Origin of the sequence: Pantoea coffeiphila (genome assembly GCF_016909495.1) — a bacterium.
In the GTDB taxonomy this organism is placed as follows: domain Bacteria; phylum Pseudomonadota; class Gammaproteobacteria; order Enterobacterales; family Enterobacteriaceae; genus Erwinia; species Erwinia coffeiphila.
Genome location: NZ_JAFBFW010000004.1, coordinates 244,392 through 259,603 on the forward strand (window position 1 = coordinate 244,392; position 15,212 = coordinate 259,603).

Sequence of the window (15,212 nt, forward strand, 5' to 3'; positions counted from 1 at the left end):
GTGAAAGAGGCCCGAAGACCTCTTTCTCATCATCGGTCAGGCCTCTTGGCTCTGTGGGCCGGTCGCTTCGGCCTCTTTGACTTCTTCTTCCTGCGGGGCAGGCAGATTCATCATTTTAGCCAGCAGGCTGGCCAGTTTGAAGCGCATAACCGGGCGGCGAACGATCATATCAATCGCGCCTTTTTCAATCAGGAACTCACTGCGCTGGAAGCCCGGTGGCAATTTCTCACGTACCGTTTGCTCAATAACGCGTGGACCAGCAAAGCCGATCAGCGCCTTTGGTTCAGCAATGTTCAGATCGCCCAGCATCGCGAAGCTGGCAGAGACGCCACCCATGGTTGGGTCGGTCAGCACGGAGATGTACGGCAGACCGCGCTCCTGCATCTTAGCCAGTGCAGCACTGGTTTTCGCCATCTGCATCAGCGACATCAGCGCTTCCTGCATACGCGCACCGCCGGAAGCGGAGAAGCAGATCATCGGGCAGTTATCTTCCAGCGCCCGCTCAACCGCACGCACGAAGCGCGCGCCAACCACGGAACCCATTGAGCCACCCATAAAGGAGAACTCAAACGCCGCGGCAACAACCGGCATCCCATGCAGGCTACCTTTCATCACGATCAGCGCGTCGGTTTCGTCGGTCTCTTTCTGAGCAGCCGCAAGACGATCTTTGTATTTTTTGGAATCCCGGAACTTGAGCACATCTTTCGGTTCCAGCTCGCTGCCCAGTTCAGTGGTTGAACCTTCGTCCAGCAGGCTGTTCAGGCGGTCACGACCATGCATACGCATATGGTGATCGCATTTCGGGCAGACTTCCAGATTACGCTCCAGCTCGGCACGATAAAGAACCTGCCCGCAGCTGTCACATTTGGTCCAGACGCCTTCAGGAATGCTTGCCTTACGCGATGGGGTGATTGTGCTCTTATTGAGAATTCGTTCAATCCAGCTCATTGATGACCTTTCTGTTTGAACCTGGTTTCCCCGCAGGGTAAGCCAGTTTTTCTTTTTTGTGCCGCAAAAAAGCCGGCGGCACAAACCATAAATTGTCGCTCATTAAACCATAACCGCCCGTGACTGTGGATAAAAATCTGGTCGGACGGGTATCGCCTGATGATTTCTGTTACTGCTGTTTCTGCTGACGCGCCGCACGGCGATGACGCCACACTTCGATGACACCCGGCAGAATAGACAGCAGGATAATCACCACAATCAGCAGTTTAAGGTTTTCCTGCACCATCGGCATGTTACCAAACAGATAACCGGCATAGGTAAACAGCAGCACCCACAGCAGCGCGCCCGATACGTTGTAAATAGCAAAATGACGATAGGACATTTTACCCATTCCGGCCACAAACGGCGCGAAAGTACGAACGATTGGCACGAAGCGAGCAAGAATAATCGTTTTCCCACCGTGACGCTCGTAAAATGCGTGGGTCTTATCAAGATAGCTGCGGCGGAAAATTTTCGAGTTCGGGTTACTGAACAGCTTATCGCCGAACAGCCGCCCGATAGTGTAGTTCACCGCATCGCCAATAATCGCCGCGACCACCATCAGTGCCACCATGGTGTGAACGTTAAGATCGTTACCCGGCAGTGCAGCCAGCGCCCCGGCCACGAACAGCAGTGAATCGCCCGGCAGGAACGGCGTCACCACCAGCCCGGTTTCGCAGAACAGGATCAGGAACAGGATGGCGTAAACCCACACGCCGTACTGCGCCACCAGCTCCGCGAGGTGGACGTCGATATGCAAAATGAAATCGACAACAAAACGAATCAGTTCCATAAAGGCTTCCTTTAGAAATCCAGGCCAGATTAATCCCCGAGGAACAAAGGTCCCATCGGTGGACGTGGTAAAGCAAAACGATCGGGGTAATCTACCGCGACCAGATACAACCCTTCCGCACGCGCCGTCGCGGCCGCCAGCGTCCGGTCTTTCGCCGCTAACAGCTCGGCCATCCAGCCTTCATGCTGATTCCCGCAGCCGATTTCCATCAGGCTGCCGACGATATTGCGCACCATATGGTGAACAAAGGCGTTGGCTTTGATATCAACCACCACGTAAGCGCCGTGGCGGCTGACGTTCAGATGCATCACGTTACGCATTGGCGTGCGCGACTGGCACTGCACGGCGCGGAACGAGGTGAAGTCGTTCTCGCCCAGCAGGCACTGACCGGCACGCTGCATTTTTTCCACATCCAGCGGATGATAAAAATGGGTCATGCCGCCGCCGAGGATCGCCGGGCGCAGCCGCTGGTTGTAAATCACATAGCGGTAGCGCCGCGCGGTGGCGCTGAAGCGCGCGTGGAAATCATCCGGCACCGCATGAACCCAGCGCACGGCGATATCGCCCGGCAGATTCGTGTTGGCACCGAGCGTCCACGCCGCGTCCTTGCGCTGTACGGTCGTTTCAAAATGCACCACCTGACCGGTGCCGTGGACGCCCGCATCTGTGCGGCCAGCGCAGAACACCACCACCGGATGGTTGGCGACCTTTGACAGCGCCTTCTCCAGCTTTTCCTGCACGCTGCGCACTTCGTTCTGTCGCTGCCAGCCATAATATTGGCTGCCATCATATTCAATGCCCAGCGCCAGCTTATACACCGTCTGTGGCACGTTGATGTCCGACATCAGTACATATACTCCTGCACCAGCCTCTCGGCCGTTTTCACCGCCATCAGCGCGCCGCCAAAGCGCACGTTGTCGGCCACTGACCAGAACTGCAGCAGCTCCGGGATGCCGTAATCGTTGCGCAGACAGCCGATGCTCAGGTGCGCGCTGCCGGAGGCATCCCCCACCGGCGTCGGATAATCCGTTTCATCGGTGACGTTGATATCTTCCGCTTCCAGCAGGATTTCACGCGCTTCTTCGGCGGAAACCGGGCGCAGATTTTCGATATGTACAATCTGAGCGTTACCGTAGAACACCGGTGCCTGCACGGTACTGACCGCAATCGGTAAACCTTCGTCCTGCAGCACTTTACGCACCTGCTCCACCAGCTGACGCTCCTGCGCCACGCTGCCTTCGGCATCGGGCAGAAGCGGTAACAGGTTAAACGCCAGCTGGCGGCCGAAGTGGCTCTCTTCCACCGGCATACCGTTCAGCAAACGCGCGCTCTCACCGGCCAGCGAATCTACCGCCACCTTACCGTGGGAAGACACCGCCAGCAGATTGGTCACCTGTAAGCGGCCCAGCCCGGCATTATCAACCAGCGGCTTGATCGCGCTCAGCAGCTGGCTGGTTAAGCCGTCCGCTACGGTAACAATGTTGCGGTTTCGGTAGTCGGCCAGCACCTGCGGGTTAACGTCCGGCACCACCAGCGGTACATCCGGCTCCAGCGCGAACAGGTCACTGCTGTCAATCACCAGGCATCCGGCGTTGGCGGCATCGTCCGCATAGCGGGCGGAAGCTTCACGGCCGGCAGCGAAAAACGCCAGCTGCGCCTGTGACCAGTCAAAGTCTGCCGCATCGGTCACCCGCACCGATTTACCCTCGAAGCGCAGCACTTCGCCCGCGCTGCGCTCGCTTGCCAGTAAATACAGCTCACCAACCGGGAACTGGCGTTCAGCCAGTAATTCCAGTAAAGCTCCCCCTACTGCGCCTGTTGCGCCCAATAGCGCGATATTCCAGCCGTCAGACATGTTGGTTTACTCCAGATAATGACACAAAAAAAGTGCGGTGCCGGAACACCGCAATGTTTCAGAATACTTCCCATAAAGGGAGGGGAACGCACTGTTTTACAAATACTTACTCACCGGTCGCATTAAAACCCAGCTTCGCCAGCAGCGAGGCCGTTTCGGCGTTGTCGCACACGACCCGCAGCGATGACCATTCACGGCGTTCCAGATAGTTCTTCCGCAGGCGGTCAAACTCACCCGGAATGGCGGCCACATGGCGCAGCGGTGCGTCATCGCGGCGCACATCATACACCAGATGCACCAGGCGTTTCAGCGTTGGCTGATCCAGCTCGCCGCGCAGGGTAATGGTGCCGAATTCCGGGGCGGGCAGCAGTGTGTCCAGCGGCACCTGCTGCGGCTGGCCGATAAACTGCGTCCAGGCCTCGAACACCTGAGTGGTGCCGCGCGCCTTCCCTTCCAGCGTGTAACCGGCGATATGGGCGGTGGCGATATCCACTTTATCCAGCAGCGGCAGCGACAGTTCCGGTTCCGGCTCCCAGACATCCAGTACCACGCTCAGATCGTCGCGCTGCTCCAACACGTTCAGCAGCGCGGCGTTATCCACCACCGGGCCACGGCAGGCGTTGATCAGGATAGTGCCGGGTTTTAACGCCCGCAGCAGCGCCTCGTCGGCGATGTGCAGCGTCTGGTACGGCCCCTGCTTAAACAGCGGGGTATGGAAGGTCAGCACGTCGGCTTCGGCCACCAGCGTTTCCAGCGGCAGGAACTCGCCCGCATCCCCGCGATCGGCGCGCGGCGGATCGCACAGCAGCGTACGGATGCCTAATGCTTCCAGCCGCGCCTGCAGGCGTCCGCCAACGTTGCCAACGCCAACGATGCCGACGGTGCGATCTTTCAACAGGAAGCCGTCGCGTTCGGCCAGCAGCAGCAGCGCGGAAAAAACGTATTCCACCACGGCAATGGCGTTACAGCCGGGAGCCGCAGAGAAGGCGATATCCTGCTGGTTGAGATAGTTCTCGTCGATATGATCGGTGCCTGCTGTTGCGGTGCCGACAAATTTAACCGGCTTACCGTCAAGCAGTGCGGCGTTCACTTTGGTCACCGAACGCACCATCAGGCCGTCGGCATCATCCAGCTCCGCCGCCGGGATTGGGCGTCCGGGAACAGCAACCACGGTGCCGGTACGGCTGAACAGCTCACGCGCATACGGCATATTTTCATCAACGAGGATTTTCACTAGCGGTATCCAGTCTGGCTTAATAAGGAGCGCTATTCTGCCATAAAGCCCCCTGCCGAATAACCCCCCGTTTGCCCGAAAGCTGCCCCCTCAGATGCGCTGGCGATAGCGCTCCGGCGTGGTGCCTGACTGCTGATGAAACATCACAATCAGCGCCGATGCCGAACTGTAGCCCAGCTCTAGCGCCACCTCCTGTACACTCTTGCCCTGTTCAAGCAGCGCCACGGCGTGCAAAAAGCGCAGGCGCTGCCGCCACTCGCTAAACGACATTCCCAGCAGCGCCTGGCAGCGGCGCGACAGCGTGCGTTCGGTGGTGTACACGCGGCTGGCCCACTGCGCCAGCGTGGTGTTATCGGCCGGATTCAGCTCCAGCGCCTGTAACACCGGGGCCAGATATTTATCGCTGGTCGACGGCAGGTAGCTGGGGCCGATCTGCGCCTGCCGCAGCTGATCGAGCAGCACCTCACCCAGACGGCGATCTTCTGCCGTTTCCGGCACCAGCAGCTCGCGCGCGGCGATATCGTCCATAATGGCGTGCACAATCGGACTGACTCTGAGCAGGCAGGCACGATCGGGCAGCTGATGGCACAGCGAACCGGCGATGTTCAGCGTGCGGAAAAAGGCCTGACGGTGGTTATAGCTGGCGTGGATCTTTCCGGGGGGTATCCAGATGGGAATATTGGCCGGGGTTAACAGACGCTCGCCCTCTACCTGCATCTCCAGCACGTTGCATTTTACAAAAATCGCCTGGCCCCAGCTGTGGCTGTGGGGCAGATACTCCGTCTGGGCATTGGTCTGCTCATAGCGGAAAAACAGCGTCATCTCGGCGGCATTCTCCGGCGGGGTGTAAGTCAGTTGCTGAATCATCTTGTCCGGTCCCAGAGCAATAATGTCTGATTATCATTATTTGTTTTCAATGAGACAATATTACACTGGCCTCCTCTGGACTGTGAAGACAACAACGCGAGAACCTGATGAATTTTATGTTTCCCCTGCTGGCCGTACTAATCTGGTCAATTAATGCCATCGTCAGCAAAATGTCGGCCAGCGCAATCGATCCTGCGGCTATCTCCTTTTATCGCTGGCTGATTGCCCTCGTCGTGCTGGCTCCCTTCGCGCTGCCCGGCGTCTGGCGGCACCGGCAGCAGATCGCCCGGGTCTGGTGGAAACTGCTAATCCTCGGCCTGTTGGGCATGGTGCTCTATCAGAGCCTGGCGTACTTTGCCGCGCACAGCGTCAGCGCGCTGTTTATGGGTATTCTTAACGCGCTGATCCCGCTGCTGACGGTGTTATTGAGCATCTTTATCCTGCGGCTGGCACCCACCGTGGGCATTCTGCTGGGCAGCGTGCTGTCATTCGGCGGGCTGGTATGGCTGGTGAGCCAGGGCAATCCGGCGCAGCTGCTGACCCACGGCATGGGCAAAGGTGAGCTGATGATGTTCGCGGCGTCCACTTCCTATGCGCTGTACGGTGTGTTAACCAAACGCTGGGCGATCCCGCTACCGAACTGGCAGAGCCTGTGGATGCAGATCCTGTTTGGCGTCCTGCTGCTGACGCCAGGTTTCCTGATGGCACCGGATGTATCGCTGAATATGCACAATATTCCGCTGGTGCTGTTTGCCGCTATCCCGGCCTCGATCATTGCGCCATTCGTCTGGATTCAGGGCGTGATGCGCCTCGGGGCCAGTACTGCCAGTATCTTTATGAATCTGGCACCGATTTTTACCGCCGTTATCGCCGTGGGTTTCCTGCATGAAAGTCTGCATGCCTACCACTTTATTGGCGGCGGCGTGACCCTGCTTGGCGTAATCCTCGCCCAGCAGCTGAGAATGCCGCTCGCACGCAGCCATCAGGATAAAAAACAGGGATAATGCACCTTATTCCCGCCCGGTGGCCTTTCGATCGCCGGGGGGGATTGTTATCATGTGGCATTATTTTCTCTGTTACGGCACGCCCCGGAACCCGACTGAAGGATTTTCGCCATGCAACCGTTAAGTGGCCCCGGAGCGCCATCTCCCGGCGATCGTCCGACGATCGCCCCTCTGTCCGATACGCCGCGCAGTGCCTCCGGCGACCAACCGCTCTCCCCTGCCCAGCGCACCACGCTGGAACGGCTGATCGTCAAGATCATGTCTCTCAGTTCGCTGAAATCCGTTGAACTGTGGGCCGGGCTGCGTCATGAGGTGGGCGTGAAAAACGATGCCGGACTGCTGGCTCGCCATTTTCCGCTGGCCGAACAGTTCCTGAATACCCGTCTGGCACAGGTGCAGAACACCCATGCTACCCGGCAGCTTCAGCAGCAGCTGACCGAGCTGCTGCCCGCCGGGAATAATCGACAGGCGGTCAGCGATTTTATCCGCCAGCAGTTTGGCCAGACCGTGCTCAGCTCGCTGAACCCCGATCAGCTGCGTCAGGTGCTGACCATGCTGCAAAACGGGCAGATGACGATTCCGCAGCCGCAGCAGAATCGGGTGACCGATCGCTCGCTGCTTCCGGCCGAACATCAGGCTCTGAATTTGCAGATTGCCCGTCTGGCGGCCGCGACCGGCGAGTCGCCCGTGAAGCTGTGGGCAGCGCTGATGAAGGTGGTGAACCTGCAGAGCGGCGATCCGATCCCTTCACGATTTTTCCCACTGCTGACCCAGTACCTTCAGGCCAGCCACACGCTGAGCCAGCACGGCAACCCGACGCTAGGCCAGCTGATCGCCGCACTGAAGCAGCCGCCGGATGCCGCCGAGCTGCGCCTGCTGGAAGTTCACTGCCAGCAGCGCTTTAACGCGCAGCCGTTGACGCTGTTGAGTACCGCCCAGGTGCAGGATTTGCTGAATGCGCTGTTTAAGCATCGCGCAGCGCAGCTGCGTGCCGGGGAAGATGTCACGCCGCAGCCGCTGTGGAGTACGCTGCCGCCCCTGCTGCAACCGTTCAGCCGCCGCCCGGTGTTTACCGCCTTTTCGCTGCTGCTGCTGGTCGTGCTGCTGCTGTGGGCTGTGCTGTAACGGCTCGTCATTTTCGGTTCTGTCAGCGCAGTGAAACAATGGCAGTCACCGGCAGCGGTTTACCCATCAGCGTTCTGCAATGCTATCGTTTGCTGTTGTTCAGCAACCGCAGTCAGGTAGCGCTGCCGCTGCCGGCCAGCTGCCCGGCGCGTCACCGGTGGCCACCGGATGGCCGTCGCGCAACCAGAAATCCAGTCCGCCGATCAACTCTTTGACCTGAAACCCCGCCGCCGCCAGCTTCCATGCGCCTTTGGTTGAACCGTTGCAGCCGATACCGTCGCAGTAGGTCACGTACACCCTGCTGCGATCGAGTACCGCCAGGGTTTCGGCGGTCATAGTGCGATGGGGGAAACTGACAGCCCCACAGATATGCCCGGCCTGATACTGCTCCGCTGAGCGCGTGTCGATCGCCACAATCTCTTCGATCCCCTGCGCTAAATCCTGCGCCAGATCCCAGGCGTCCGCATACCAGGCCAGCTTTTGCCGCAGATGGGCTTCGCTCTGTTCGGGTGGCAGCGGCGGGAACTGTAAAACGGCGGATGACGTCATAATGAATATCCTCTTGCAGTAAGTGCTGCCATGATAGGGCCAGATTGGCCTTAACAGTAAGACCATTAATCAACAGAGGATAAGACCCATATGCCGCATAACGCCGTGCCGTTTCTGGCACTGCTGGGCCAGCAGCAGGCCGCCACGCTGCGCGAGCGCGTCTGCGCGATGCTGCGCAAAGCCATCCGCAGCGGTGTACTCGGCCCTGCTGCGCGTCTGCCCTCTTCCCGCCTGCTGGCGCAGGATCTGGCGATATCTCGCGTAACGGTTGAAGCCGCCTATGCCCAGCTGGAAAGCGAGGGCTATCTGAGCCGACAAACCGGGCGCGGGACGTTTGTGGCCAGCGATTTACCAGCTGCCCCCGTCAGGCCGGTGACGTCTCCACCGGTGCAGCTTTCCACGCGCGGCGGCCTGATCGATCGCGGCGGCGGCTGTAACGACCCGCAGTTTCCGCAGGCCTTTGCTGCCGGGTCGCCGGATCTACGCGCTTTTCCGCACCGTACCTGGCGGCGGTTAATGCAGCAGCGGCAGCGGCTGGAGGGGGAAAAGCTGATGGGCTACGGCGATCCGCAGGGACTACCGCAGCTGCGAGAGGCGGTGGCGGACTACCTTGGGCAGTCGCGCGGCGTCCGATGCAGCGCCGGGCGAGTGATGATCCTTACCAGCTCACAGCAGGCATTGCAGATGATTGCGCTGCTGCTGTGCGACAGCGGCGACCCGGTGTGGCTGGAGCAGCCGGGCTATGCCGGGGCCTGGCATGCCTTTCGCAGCGCGGGCGCACAAGTGAGTGGTATCAGCGTGGATGCACGCGGCGCGGTGCCTGCTACGCAAGCGGCACCCAAGCTGGTATATCTGACGCCTTCCCATCAGTATCCCACCGGCGTCACCCTTAGCCTGCCTCGTCGGCTGGCGTGGCTGGAGTTTGCCCGCCGCAGCGGCTGCTGGCTGGTTGAAGACGACTACGACAGCGAATTTCATTACGACGGTAATCCGCAGCCTGCGCTACAGGGGCTGGAGGATAACGCGCGGGTGCTGTACCTCGGCACCTTCTCCAAAGTGCTGTTCCCCTCGCTGCGGCTGGCGTATCTGGTGGTGCCCGATGCGCTGATCGCCCCGCTTTGCCGACTGCGCAGCATGATGGACGGCCACAGCGCACAGCTGATGCAGGCGGTGACCGCCGATTTTATTCAGCACGGCCACTTTGCCGCCCACCTGCGGCTGATGCGCCAGCTGTACGGCAGCCGCCGCGACCTGCTCCGCCGGGAGCTGGCGGAAAAGCTGGGCGACAGGCTGACGCCGCTGGCCCATCAGGGAGGATTACAGCTCACCGTGCAATTAAACCACGGCGGAGAGCAGCGGCTGACACAAGAGGCAGCCGCGCAGGGGCTGCTGCTGCCGCGCCTGTCGCCGCTCTATCACCAGCCGGGCAGCGAGGCGCGCGAGGGATGGATACTCGGATACTCGGCGCTGCAGCCGAATGAAATCACCCGGGCGGTCGATAAGCTGGCTCGTCTCAGCTACTGACCGCGCTGCGGGCGAAGCTGAAGGTGACGATGATGCCCAGTGCCGCACAGGCGGCTCCGGCAAGAAACACCGAACCGTAGCCGAAGGTGGTTGCCAGTATGCCGGTCAGCGGGCCGCTGGCACCGTAGGCGATATCCTGGAAGGCGGAAAATCCGCCCAGTGCAGTGCCGCGCACCTGGGGTGCGACTCGCTTCAGCACCTCAACGCCCAGCGACGGGAATACCAGCGAACAGCCGCAGCCGGTCAAAGCCGCCCCGGCCAGCGCCACCCAGCCGTTCGGCGCAATGCCCAGCAGCAGAAGGCCCAGCGCTTCAACGCCCAGCGAGACCAGCGCAACCCGCGCGCCGCCCAGCCGATCCGGCAGACCACCGAAGAAAATTCGCACCATCACAAACGCCACACCAAACGCGGTGAGCGCAAATCCGGCATTGCCCCACAGACGGTCGGCAAAATAGAGCGAGGTAAACGTACCAATGACCGCAAAGCCGGTGCCCTGTAGCGCCAGCGCGCAGCCGGGCTGCATAATCTGCCCCACCACTTTCCACAAAGAGGGGCGTTCGCCACCCAGCACCGGCACCGCTCTGATGCTGAAATTAATCAGCAGCGCCACCAGCGGCAGCAGGATCGTCGCCGCGCCCAGCGCCATAAAGCCCCACTGGCTGTGCAGCATCAGGCCCAGCGGTGCCCCGGCGGCCAGCGAGCCGTAAATCGCCATGCCGTTCCACGACATCACCTGACCGGAGCGTTTCGCCCCCACCAGTCCCATTCCCCAGGTCAGATTGCCGGTCAGCAGCAGACTTTCACCGAAGCCGAGCAGCAGCCTGCCCGCCACCAGCAGCGCAAACTTTCCGGCCACCGGCAGCGGTAGAAAAGCCGCCAGCAGATAGGCCACGCCAACCAGCGCCAGCGCCAGAATCCCCTGCACGGTGGTGCGTTTAGCGCCGCGCTGGTCGGCCAGCCTGCCGGCATAGCCGCGCGTCAGCAGCGTGGCAAAAAACTGAATGCCGACCGCGATGCCCACCATCACGTTGCTGAGGCCCAGCTCCTGATGGACGTAAAGCGGGATCACCGGCAACGCCAGCCCGGCGGTCAGATAGGTAAGGAAAACGGCAAACGAAATCCGCGCCAGCTCGCGGGTAGCCTGCGCAGGGCGCGCTTCAACACTGACCGACATGCTTACTTCTCCTGAGGAAAACCCACGCTGCCCGCTGAAGGATGCGGCAATGATATGGAATTTTTTTTTCAAAGATGAAAATATTGGCTGTTAGATTTCATTTCGTCAATAAATGAAAACGGAGATCGTGAGATGCCTCGCATTCACAAATTTTGAGGGACTGGCTGCGCTTTGTATGAAAATAACGTAACTATTTCCAACTTTATTCTCGTCAGACAGACCGCCACCGGAAAGCAAAATGGGATAATCCTCGCAATTCCGATAACAAAATCGCCTGAATTATGCTCTAAATGCCCATTCATGCCCGAAACAGCGGACTCACCCGGCAAAATGATGCATAAATGTTATAAAATTTGAATTAAATAACAAATTAGCAACTTAAATTTGGCGTAAAATTACTACCAGATGAATTAAATTAACAATTATTTAACCAAATAACTTACATAAATAAACATAAAAAGTTACCGATCACATAATCCCCTTCCGCTCAGATCTTCTGCAAATCGTTCTTGCTATCCTGGTGCCGTTGTTAAAACCCCGTTACCTGACAAAAACACGCCCTACAAAACAAAGGTACTGCTATGAAATTCAATCTCGCATTACTGAATGCATGTGTTGTTTCCGCCTGCATGCTGTTAACCACCCCGCTGATGGCGGCGGAGAAACACGATATTGCACTGGTCGCCAAAGTGACCGGCATTCCCTGGTTCACCCGCATGGCCGTAGGCGTGGATGAGGCGGCGAAAAAACTCGACGTCAACGCCTATCAGGTGGGAGGCTCCACCGCCGATCCGGCGCAGCAGGTTAAAGTGATTGAAGACCTGATCGCCAAAAAAGTCGACGCGATTATCGTGGTGCCCAACGACGCCAAAGTACTGGAACCGGTGCTGAAAAAAGCCCGCGATCAGGGCATTGTCGTGCTGACTCACGAATCACCGGACCAGCAGATCGGCCAGTGGGATGTGGAAACCATCGACAGCGTGAAGTACGCCGAGAAGAACATGGATGAACTGGCCAGCGCGATGGGCGGCCAGGGCGGCTATGCCATTTACGTTGGTTCGCTGACCGTGCCTCTGCACAATGCCTGGGCGGATGCGGCGATTAAATACCAGAAAGAAAAATATCCTAACATGCACGAAGTCACCTCCCGCCTGCCGGTGGCGGAAAGCATTGATAAATCCTACGCCACCACGCTTGACCTGATGCGCACCTACCCGGACCTGAAAGGTATTATCGGCTTTGGCTCCCTCGGCCCAATCGGTGCCGGTCAGGCCGTGAAGAGCAAGCGTGCGAAAAACAAAATTGCCGTGGTCGGCATTGCGATGCCGGCTCAGGCAGCGCCATATCTGGCCTCCGGCGATATCAAAAAAGCGCTGCTGTGGGACCCGAAAGATGCCGGATTCGCGCTGGTCAGCCTGGCAGATCAGCTGCTGGACGGCAAACAGGTCACGCCTGACCTGACCATCGACGGCATCGGCAAGGCGGATGTGGACATGGAACATCACGTCATCCGCTTCAACCGCATTCTGGAAGTCACCAAAGACAACGCAGCATCCCTCGGCTTTTGATTGATTCGGGCCAGCGCTTGCTGGCCCCTCCCCAACACCAGGGCACTAACTTATGGCCACGCAAAATACCTTTATTTCGCTGGAAAATATCAGCAAATCGTTCCCGGGCGTACGCGCGCTGGATAACGTCTCGCTGACGCTGAATCGTGGTGAAGTCCACTGCCTGGCCGGGCAAAACGGCTGCGGTAAAAGCACGCTGATCAAAGTGATCTCCGGCGTTTATCAGCCCGATAAAGGCTCGCATATCAGCGTTGACGGCAAGCGTTTCCCGCGCCTTACTCCGGCGCTCTCCTCATTCTACGGCGTGCAGGTGATTTATCAGGATCTGTCGCTGTTCCCGAACCTGACGGTGATGGAAAACATCGCCATCCACCGGATGCTGCCGGGCGGCGACCTGCTGGTCAATCGCCGCGCGATGCGTCAGCTGGCGGTGGACACCATGAACCGCATCGGGGTTAACCTCGATCCGTCTCGCAAAGTGGAAAAACTGTCGATCGCCGATCGCCAGCTGGTCGCCATCTGCCGGGCGCTGGCCGCCAAAGCCAGCCTGGTGATTATGGATGAGCCAACCGCCTCCCTGACTCGTCATGAAGTTAACGGCCTGCTGCGGGTGGTCAACGAGCTGAAGGCCGCCGGGATCTGCGTGGTATTCGTCAGCCACAAGCTGGACGAGGTGATGGAAGTCTCCGACCGCATCAGCGTGATCCGCGACGGTAAGCTGGTCGGCACCTGGCAGGCCAGCGAGCTGGACAGCGATGAGCTGGCGTTTCTGATGACCGGCCAGCGCTTCAGCTTCAGCCACCTGCCGCAGCGCGCCGACGGCGACGAAACGCCGCTGCTGGAGGTGCGCAACCTCAGCCGCCGCAACGAATATCAGAATATCAATTTACAGCTGCGGCGCGGCGAGATCGTCTCTATCGTCGGCCTGCTGGGGGCCGGACGCACTGAGCTGTGCCTGTCGCTGTTTGGCATCAGCAAACCGGACAGCGGCGAGCTAATCGTTGACGGCCAGCCGGTGACGCTGCGCCACAACCGCGACGCCATCCGCCACGGTATCGCCTACGTTTCGGAAGATCGCCAGAGCGAAGGGCTGATTATGCCGCAGTCGATTTTCGACAACCTGCTGGTGTCGATCTTCGATCGTCTGCGCGGCGGGCTGGGCCTGATGGATCGCCAGAAGGCGCGGCAGCAGGCGGCCGATCTGATCCGCGAACTGAATATCAAAGTCTCCGACAGCCAGCTGCCGGTGCAGACGCTCTCCGGCGGTAACGCCCAGCGCGTGGCGATCGGTAAATGGGTGGCGACGCAGCCGAAAGTACTGATCCTCGACTCGCCGACCGTCGGCGTCGATATCGCTAATAAGGAAGGGATCTATCGCATTGCGCGCCAGCTGGCCGAATCGGGCATGGCGGTGCTGATGATTTGCGATGAGATCCCGGAAGCCTACTACAACAGCCATCGGATACTGGTGATGCGCAAAGGCGAGCTGGTTGCCAGCTTCGCACCACACCAGTGCCGCGAAGAAGAGATCGCCGGGGTGGTCAATGAATAATAAATTACGCCAGCTTATCGGCTATCACGAGTTCTGGCTGGGCATGCTGATCCTGCTGCTGGCAGTGGGTCTCAGCCTGCGCACCAGCGAATTCTTAACCCTCGGTAACCTGACCGACGTGGCCACCAGCTATGCCATTCTCGGCATTCTGGCCTGCGGTCTGTTTGTGGTGCTGATTGCCGGTGGGATCGATATCTCCTTCCCGGCGATGACCGCTATCGCCCAGTACGTGACGGCCAGCACTATGCTGGCCCACGGCGGCAATCTGATCAGCGTATTTGCCGTAGCAATGCTCGTCGGCCTGCTGCTGGGCATGGTGAACGGGCTGCTGGTTTATCTGCTGCGAGTTCCGGCGATTATTATCACCATCGCCACGCTGAATCTGTTCTACGGCCTGCTGGTGTGGTTCACCGGCGGCACCTGGCTGTACGGCTTCCCGGACTGGTTTATGAACGGCATCAACTGGTTCTCCTTCACCGCCGCCGACGGCTATGAATACGGCCTGACGCTGCCGCTGCTCTGCCTGCTGGGCACCTTTATTGTGACCGGATTCCTGATGAACTACACCCGCCTGGGTCGGCAGATCTTCGCCATGGGCGGCAACCGCGAATCGGCGGCACGCCTCGGGATTAATCTGCGCGGCCTGCACTTACGGGTCTATGGCTATATGGGCCTGCTGGCGGGCGTGGCGGCGGTCGTTCAGGCCCAGACTACCCAGTCGGTGGCACCTAATTCACTGGTCGGCTATGAGCTGACGGTGCTGGCGGCGGTGGTGCTCGGTGGCACCAGTATGAGCGGCGGGCGCGGCTCGCTGACCGGGACGCTGCTTGGCGTGCTGCTGCTGGCCTTCCTGCAAAACGGACTGACGCTGCTGGCCGTCTCCTCCTACTGGCACATGGTCTTCAGCGGCGCGATTATTCTGTTCAGCGTCAGTGCAACGGCGTGGAATGAGAAACGCAAACAGGTTAAGGGGAATTAAG

General features: G+C 59.4%; 14 protein-coding genes. 6 read left to right on the plus strand and 8 right to left on the minus strand.

The annotated features are described in order from the left end of the window. Window positions 1-36: 36 nt before the first annotated feature. The 6 genes from accD to JOE09_RS14695 form a co-directional block, all read right to left on the minus strand. Window positions 37-948 (minus strand): acetyl-CoA carboxylase, carboxyltransferase subunit beta, encoded by a 912-nt coding sequence (gene accD, locus JOE09_RS14670; RefSeq protein WP_205066291.1) that lies wholly within the window; start codon window positions 946-948, stop codon window positions 37-39. Window positions 949-1,117: 169 nt separating this feature from the next. Next, window positions 1,118-1,780: a DedA family protein gene (locus JOE09_RS14675; protein WP_205066292.1), complete on the minus strand. Its 663-nt coding sequence runs from the start codon at window positions 1,778-1,780 to the stop codon at window positions 1,118-1,120. Window positions 1,781-1,809: 29 nt separating this feature from the next. After that, entirely contained in the window at window positions 1,810-2,625 is an 816-nt protein-coding gene (gene truA, locus JOE09_RS14680) for a tRNA pseudouridine(38-40) synthase TruA (protein WP_105591239.1), read from the minus strand. Beyond that, entirely contained in the window at window positions 2,625-3,635 is a 1,011-nt protein-coding gene (locus JOE09_RS14685; protein WP_205066293.1) for an aspartate-semialdehyde dehydrogenase, read from the minus strand. Before JOE09_RS14685 ends, truA begins: the two co-directional genes overlap by 1 nt. Before the next feature lie 106 nt (window positions 3,636-3,741). Next, window positions 3,742-4,869 carry a 4-phosphoerythronate dehydrogenase PdxB gene (pdxB, locus tag JOE09_RS14690; protein WP_205066294.1) on the minus strand — a complete coding sequence of 376 codons (1,128 nt, stop codon included), beginning with the start codon at window positions 4,867-4,869 and terminating at the stop codon, window positions 3,742-3,744. A 90-nt stretch (window positions 4,870-4,959) separates the two neighbouring features. After that, window positions 4,960-5,736 (minus strand): AraC family transcriptional regulator, encoded by a 777-nt coding sequence (locus tag JOE09_RS14695; RefSeq protein WP_105591236.1) that lies wholly within the window; start codon window positions 5,734-5,736, stop codon window positions 4,960-4,962. Between the two features lie 107 nt (window positions 5,737-5,843). Here JOE09_RS14695 and JOE09_RS14700 point away from each other — a divergent pair, with 107 nt between their 5' ends. Next, entirely contained in the window at window positions 5,844-6,740 is an 897-nt protein-coding gene (locus JOE09_RS14700; protein ID WP_205066295.1) for a DMT family transporter, read from the plus strand. Window positions 6,741-6,851: 111 nt separating this feature from the next. Further along, complete coding sequence (flk, locus tag JOE09_RS14705; RefSeq protein WP_205066296.1) at window positions 6,852-7,865, plus strand: flagella biosynthesis regulator Flk; 1,014 nt, start codon at window positions 6,852-6,854, stop codon at window positions 7,863-7,865. Window positions 7,866-7,964: 99 nt separating this feature from the next. Here the strand turns inward: flk and JOE09_RS14710 are convergent, their stop codons facing one another. Continuing rightward, a complete protein-coding gene (locus tag JOE09_RS14710; protein WP_205066297.1) occupies window positions 7,965-8,414 on the minus strand; it encodes a rhodanese-like domain-containing protein in 450 nt (149 codons plus the stop codon). Window positions 8,415-8,504: 90 nt separating this feature from the next. Between JOE09_RS14710 and pdxR the strand changes: the two genes are divergently transcribed. Further along, window positions 8,505-9,938: a MocR-like pyridoxine biosynthesis transcription factor PdxR gene (gene pdxR / locus JOE09_RS14715; RefSeq protein ID WP_205066298.1), complete on the plus strand. Its 1,434-nt coding sequence runs from the start codon at window positions 8,505-8,507 to the stop codon at window positions 9,936-9,938. Here the strand turns inward: pdxR and JOE09_RS14720 are convergent. Continuing rightward, the gene (locus JOE09_RS14720) at window positions 9,928-11,112 is read right to left on the minus strand and encodes an MFS transporter (RefSeq protein WP_205066299.1); all 1,185 of its coding nucleotides are present in this window, start codon (window positions 11,110-11,112) and stop codon (window positions 9,928-9,930) included. The genes pdxR and JOE09_RS14720 overlap by 11 nt on opposite strands. A 581-nt stretch (window positions 11,113-11,693) precedes the next feature. On the opposite strand from JOE09_RS14720, the gene JOE09_RS14725 reads away from it, so the two are divergent. The 3 genes from JOE09_RS14725 to JOE09_RS14735 are packed head-to-tail and all read left to right on the plus strand — an operon-like array spanning window position 11,694 to window position 15,211. Then, on the plus strand, window positions 11,694-12,680 hold the full coding sequence (locus JOE09_RS14725; RefSeq protein ID WP_105591230.1) for an autoinducer 2 ABC transporter substrate-binding protein: 987 nt from the start codon (window positions 11,694-11,696) through the stop codon (window positions 12,678-12,680). Between the two features lie 52 nt (window positions 12,681-12,732). Next, window positions 12,733-14,232: a sugar ABC transporter ATP-binding protein gene (locus JOE09_RS14730; protein ID WP_200562949.1), complete on the plus strand. Its 1,500-nt coding sequence runs from the start codon at window positions 12,733-12,735 to the stop codon at window positions 14,230-14,232. Then, on the plus strand, window positions 14,225-15,211 hold the full coding sequence (locus JOE09_RS14735) for an ABC transporter permease (protein ID WP_205066300.1): 987 nt from the start codon (window positions 14,225-14,227) through the stop codon (window positions 15,209-15,211). The genes JOE09_RS14730 and JOE09_RS14735 overlap by 8 nt, the downstream gene beginning before the upstream one ends. Window position 15,212: the final 1 nt, after the last annotated feature.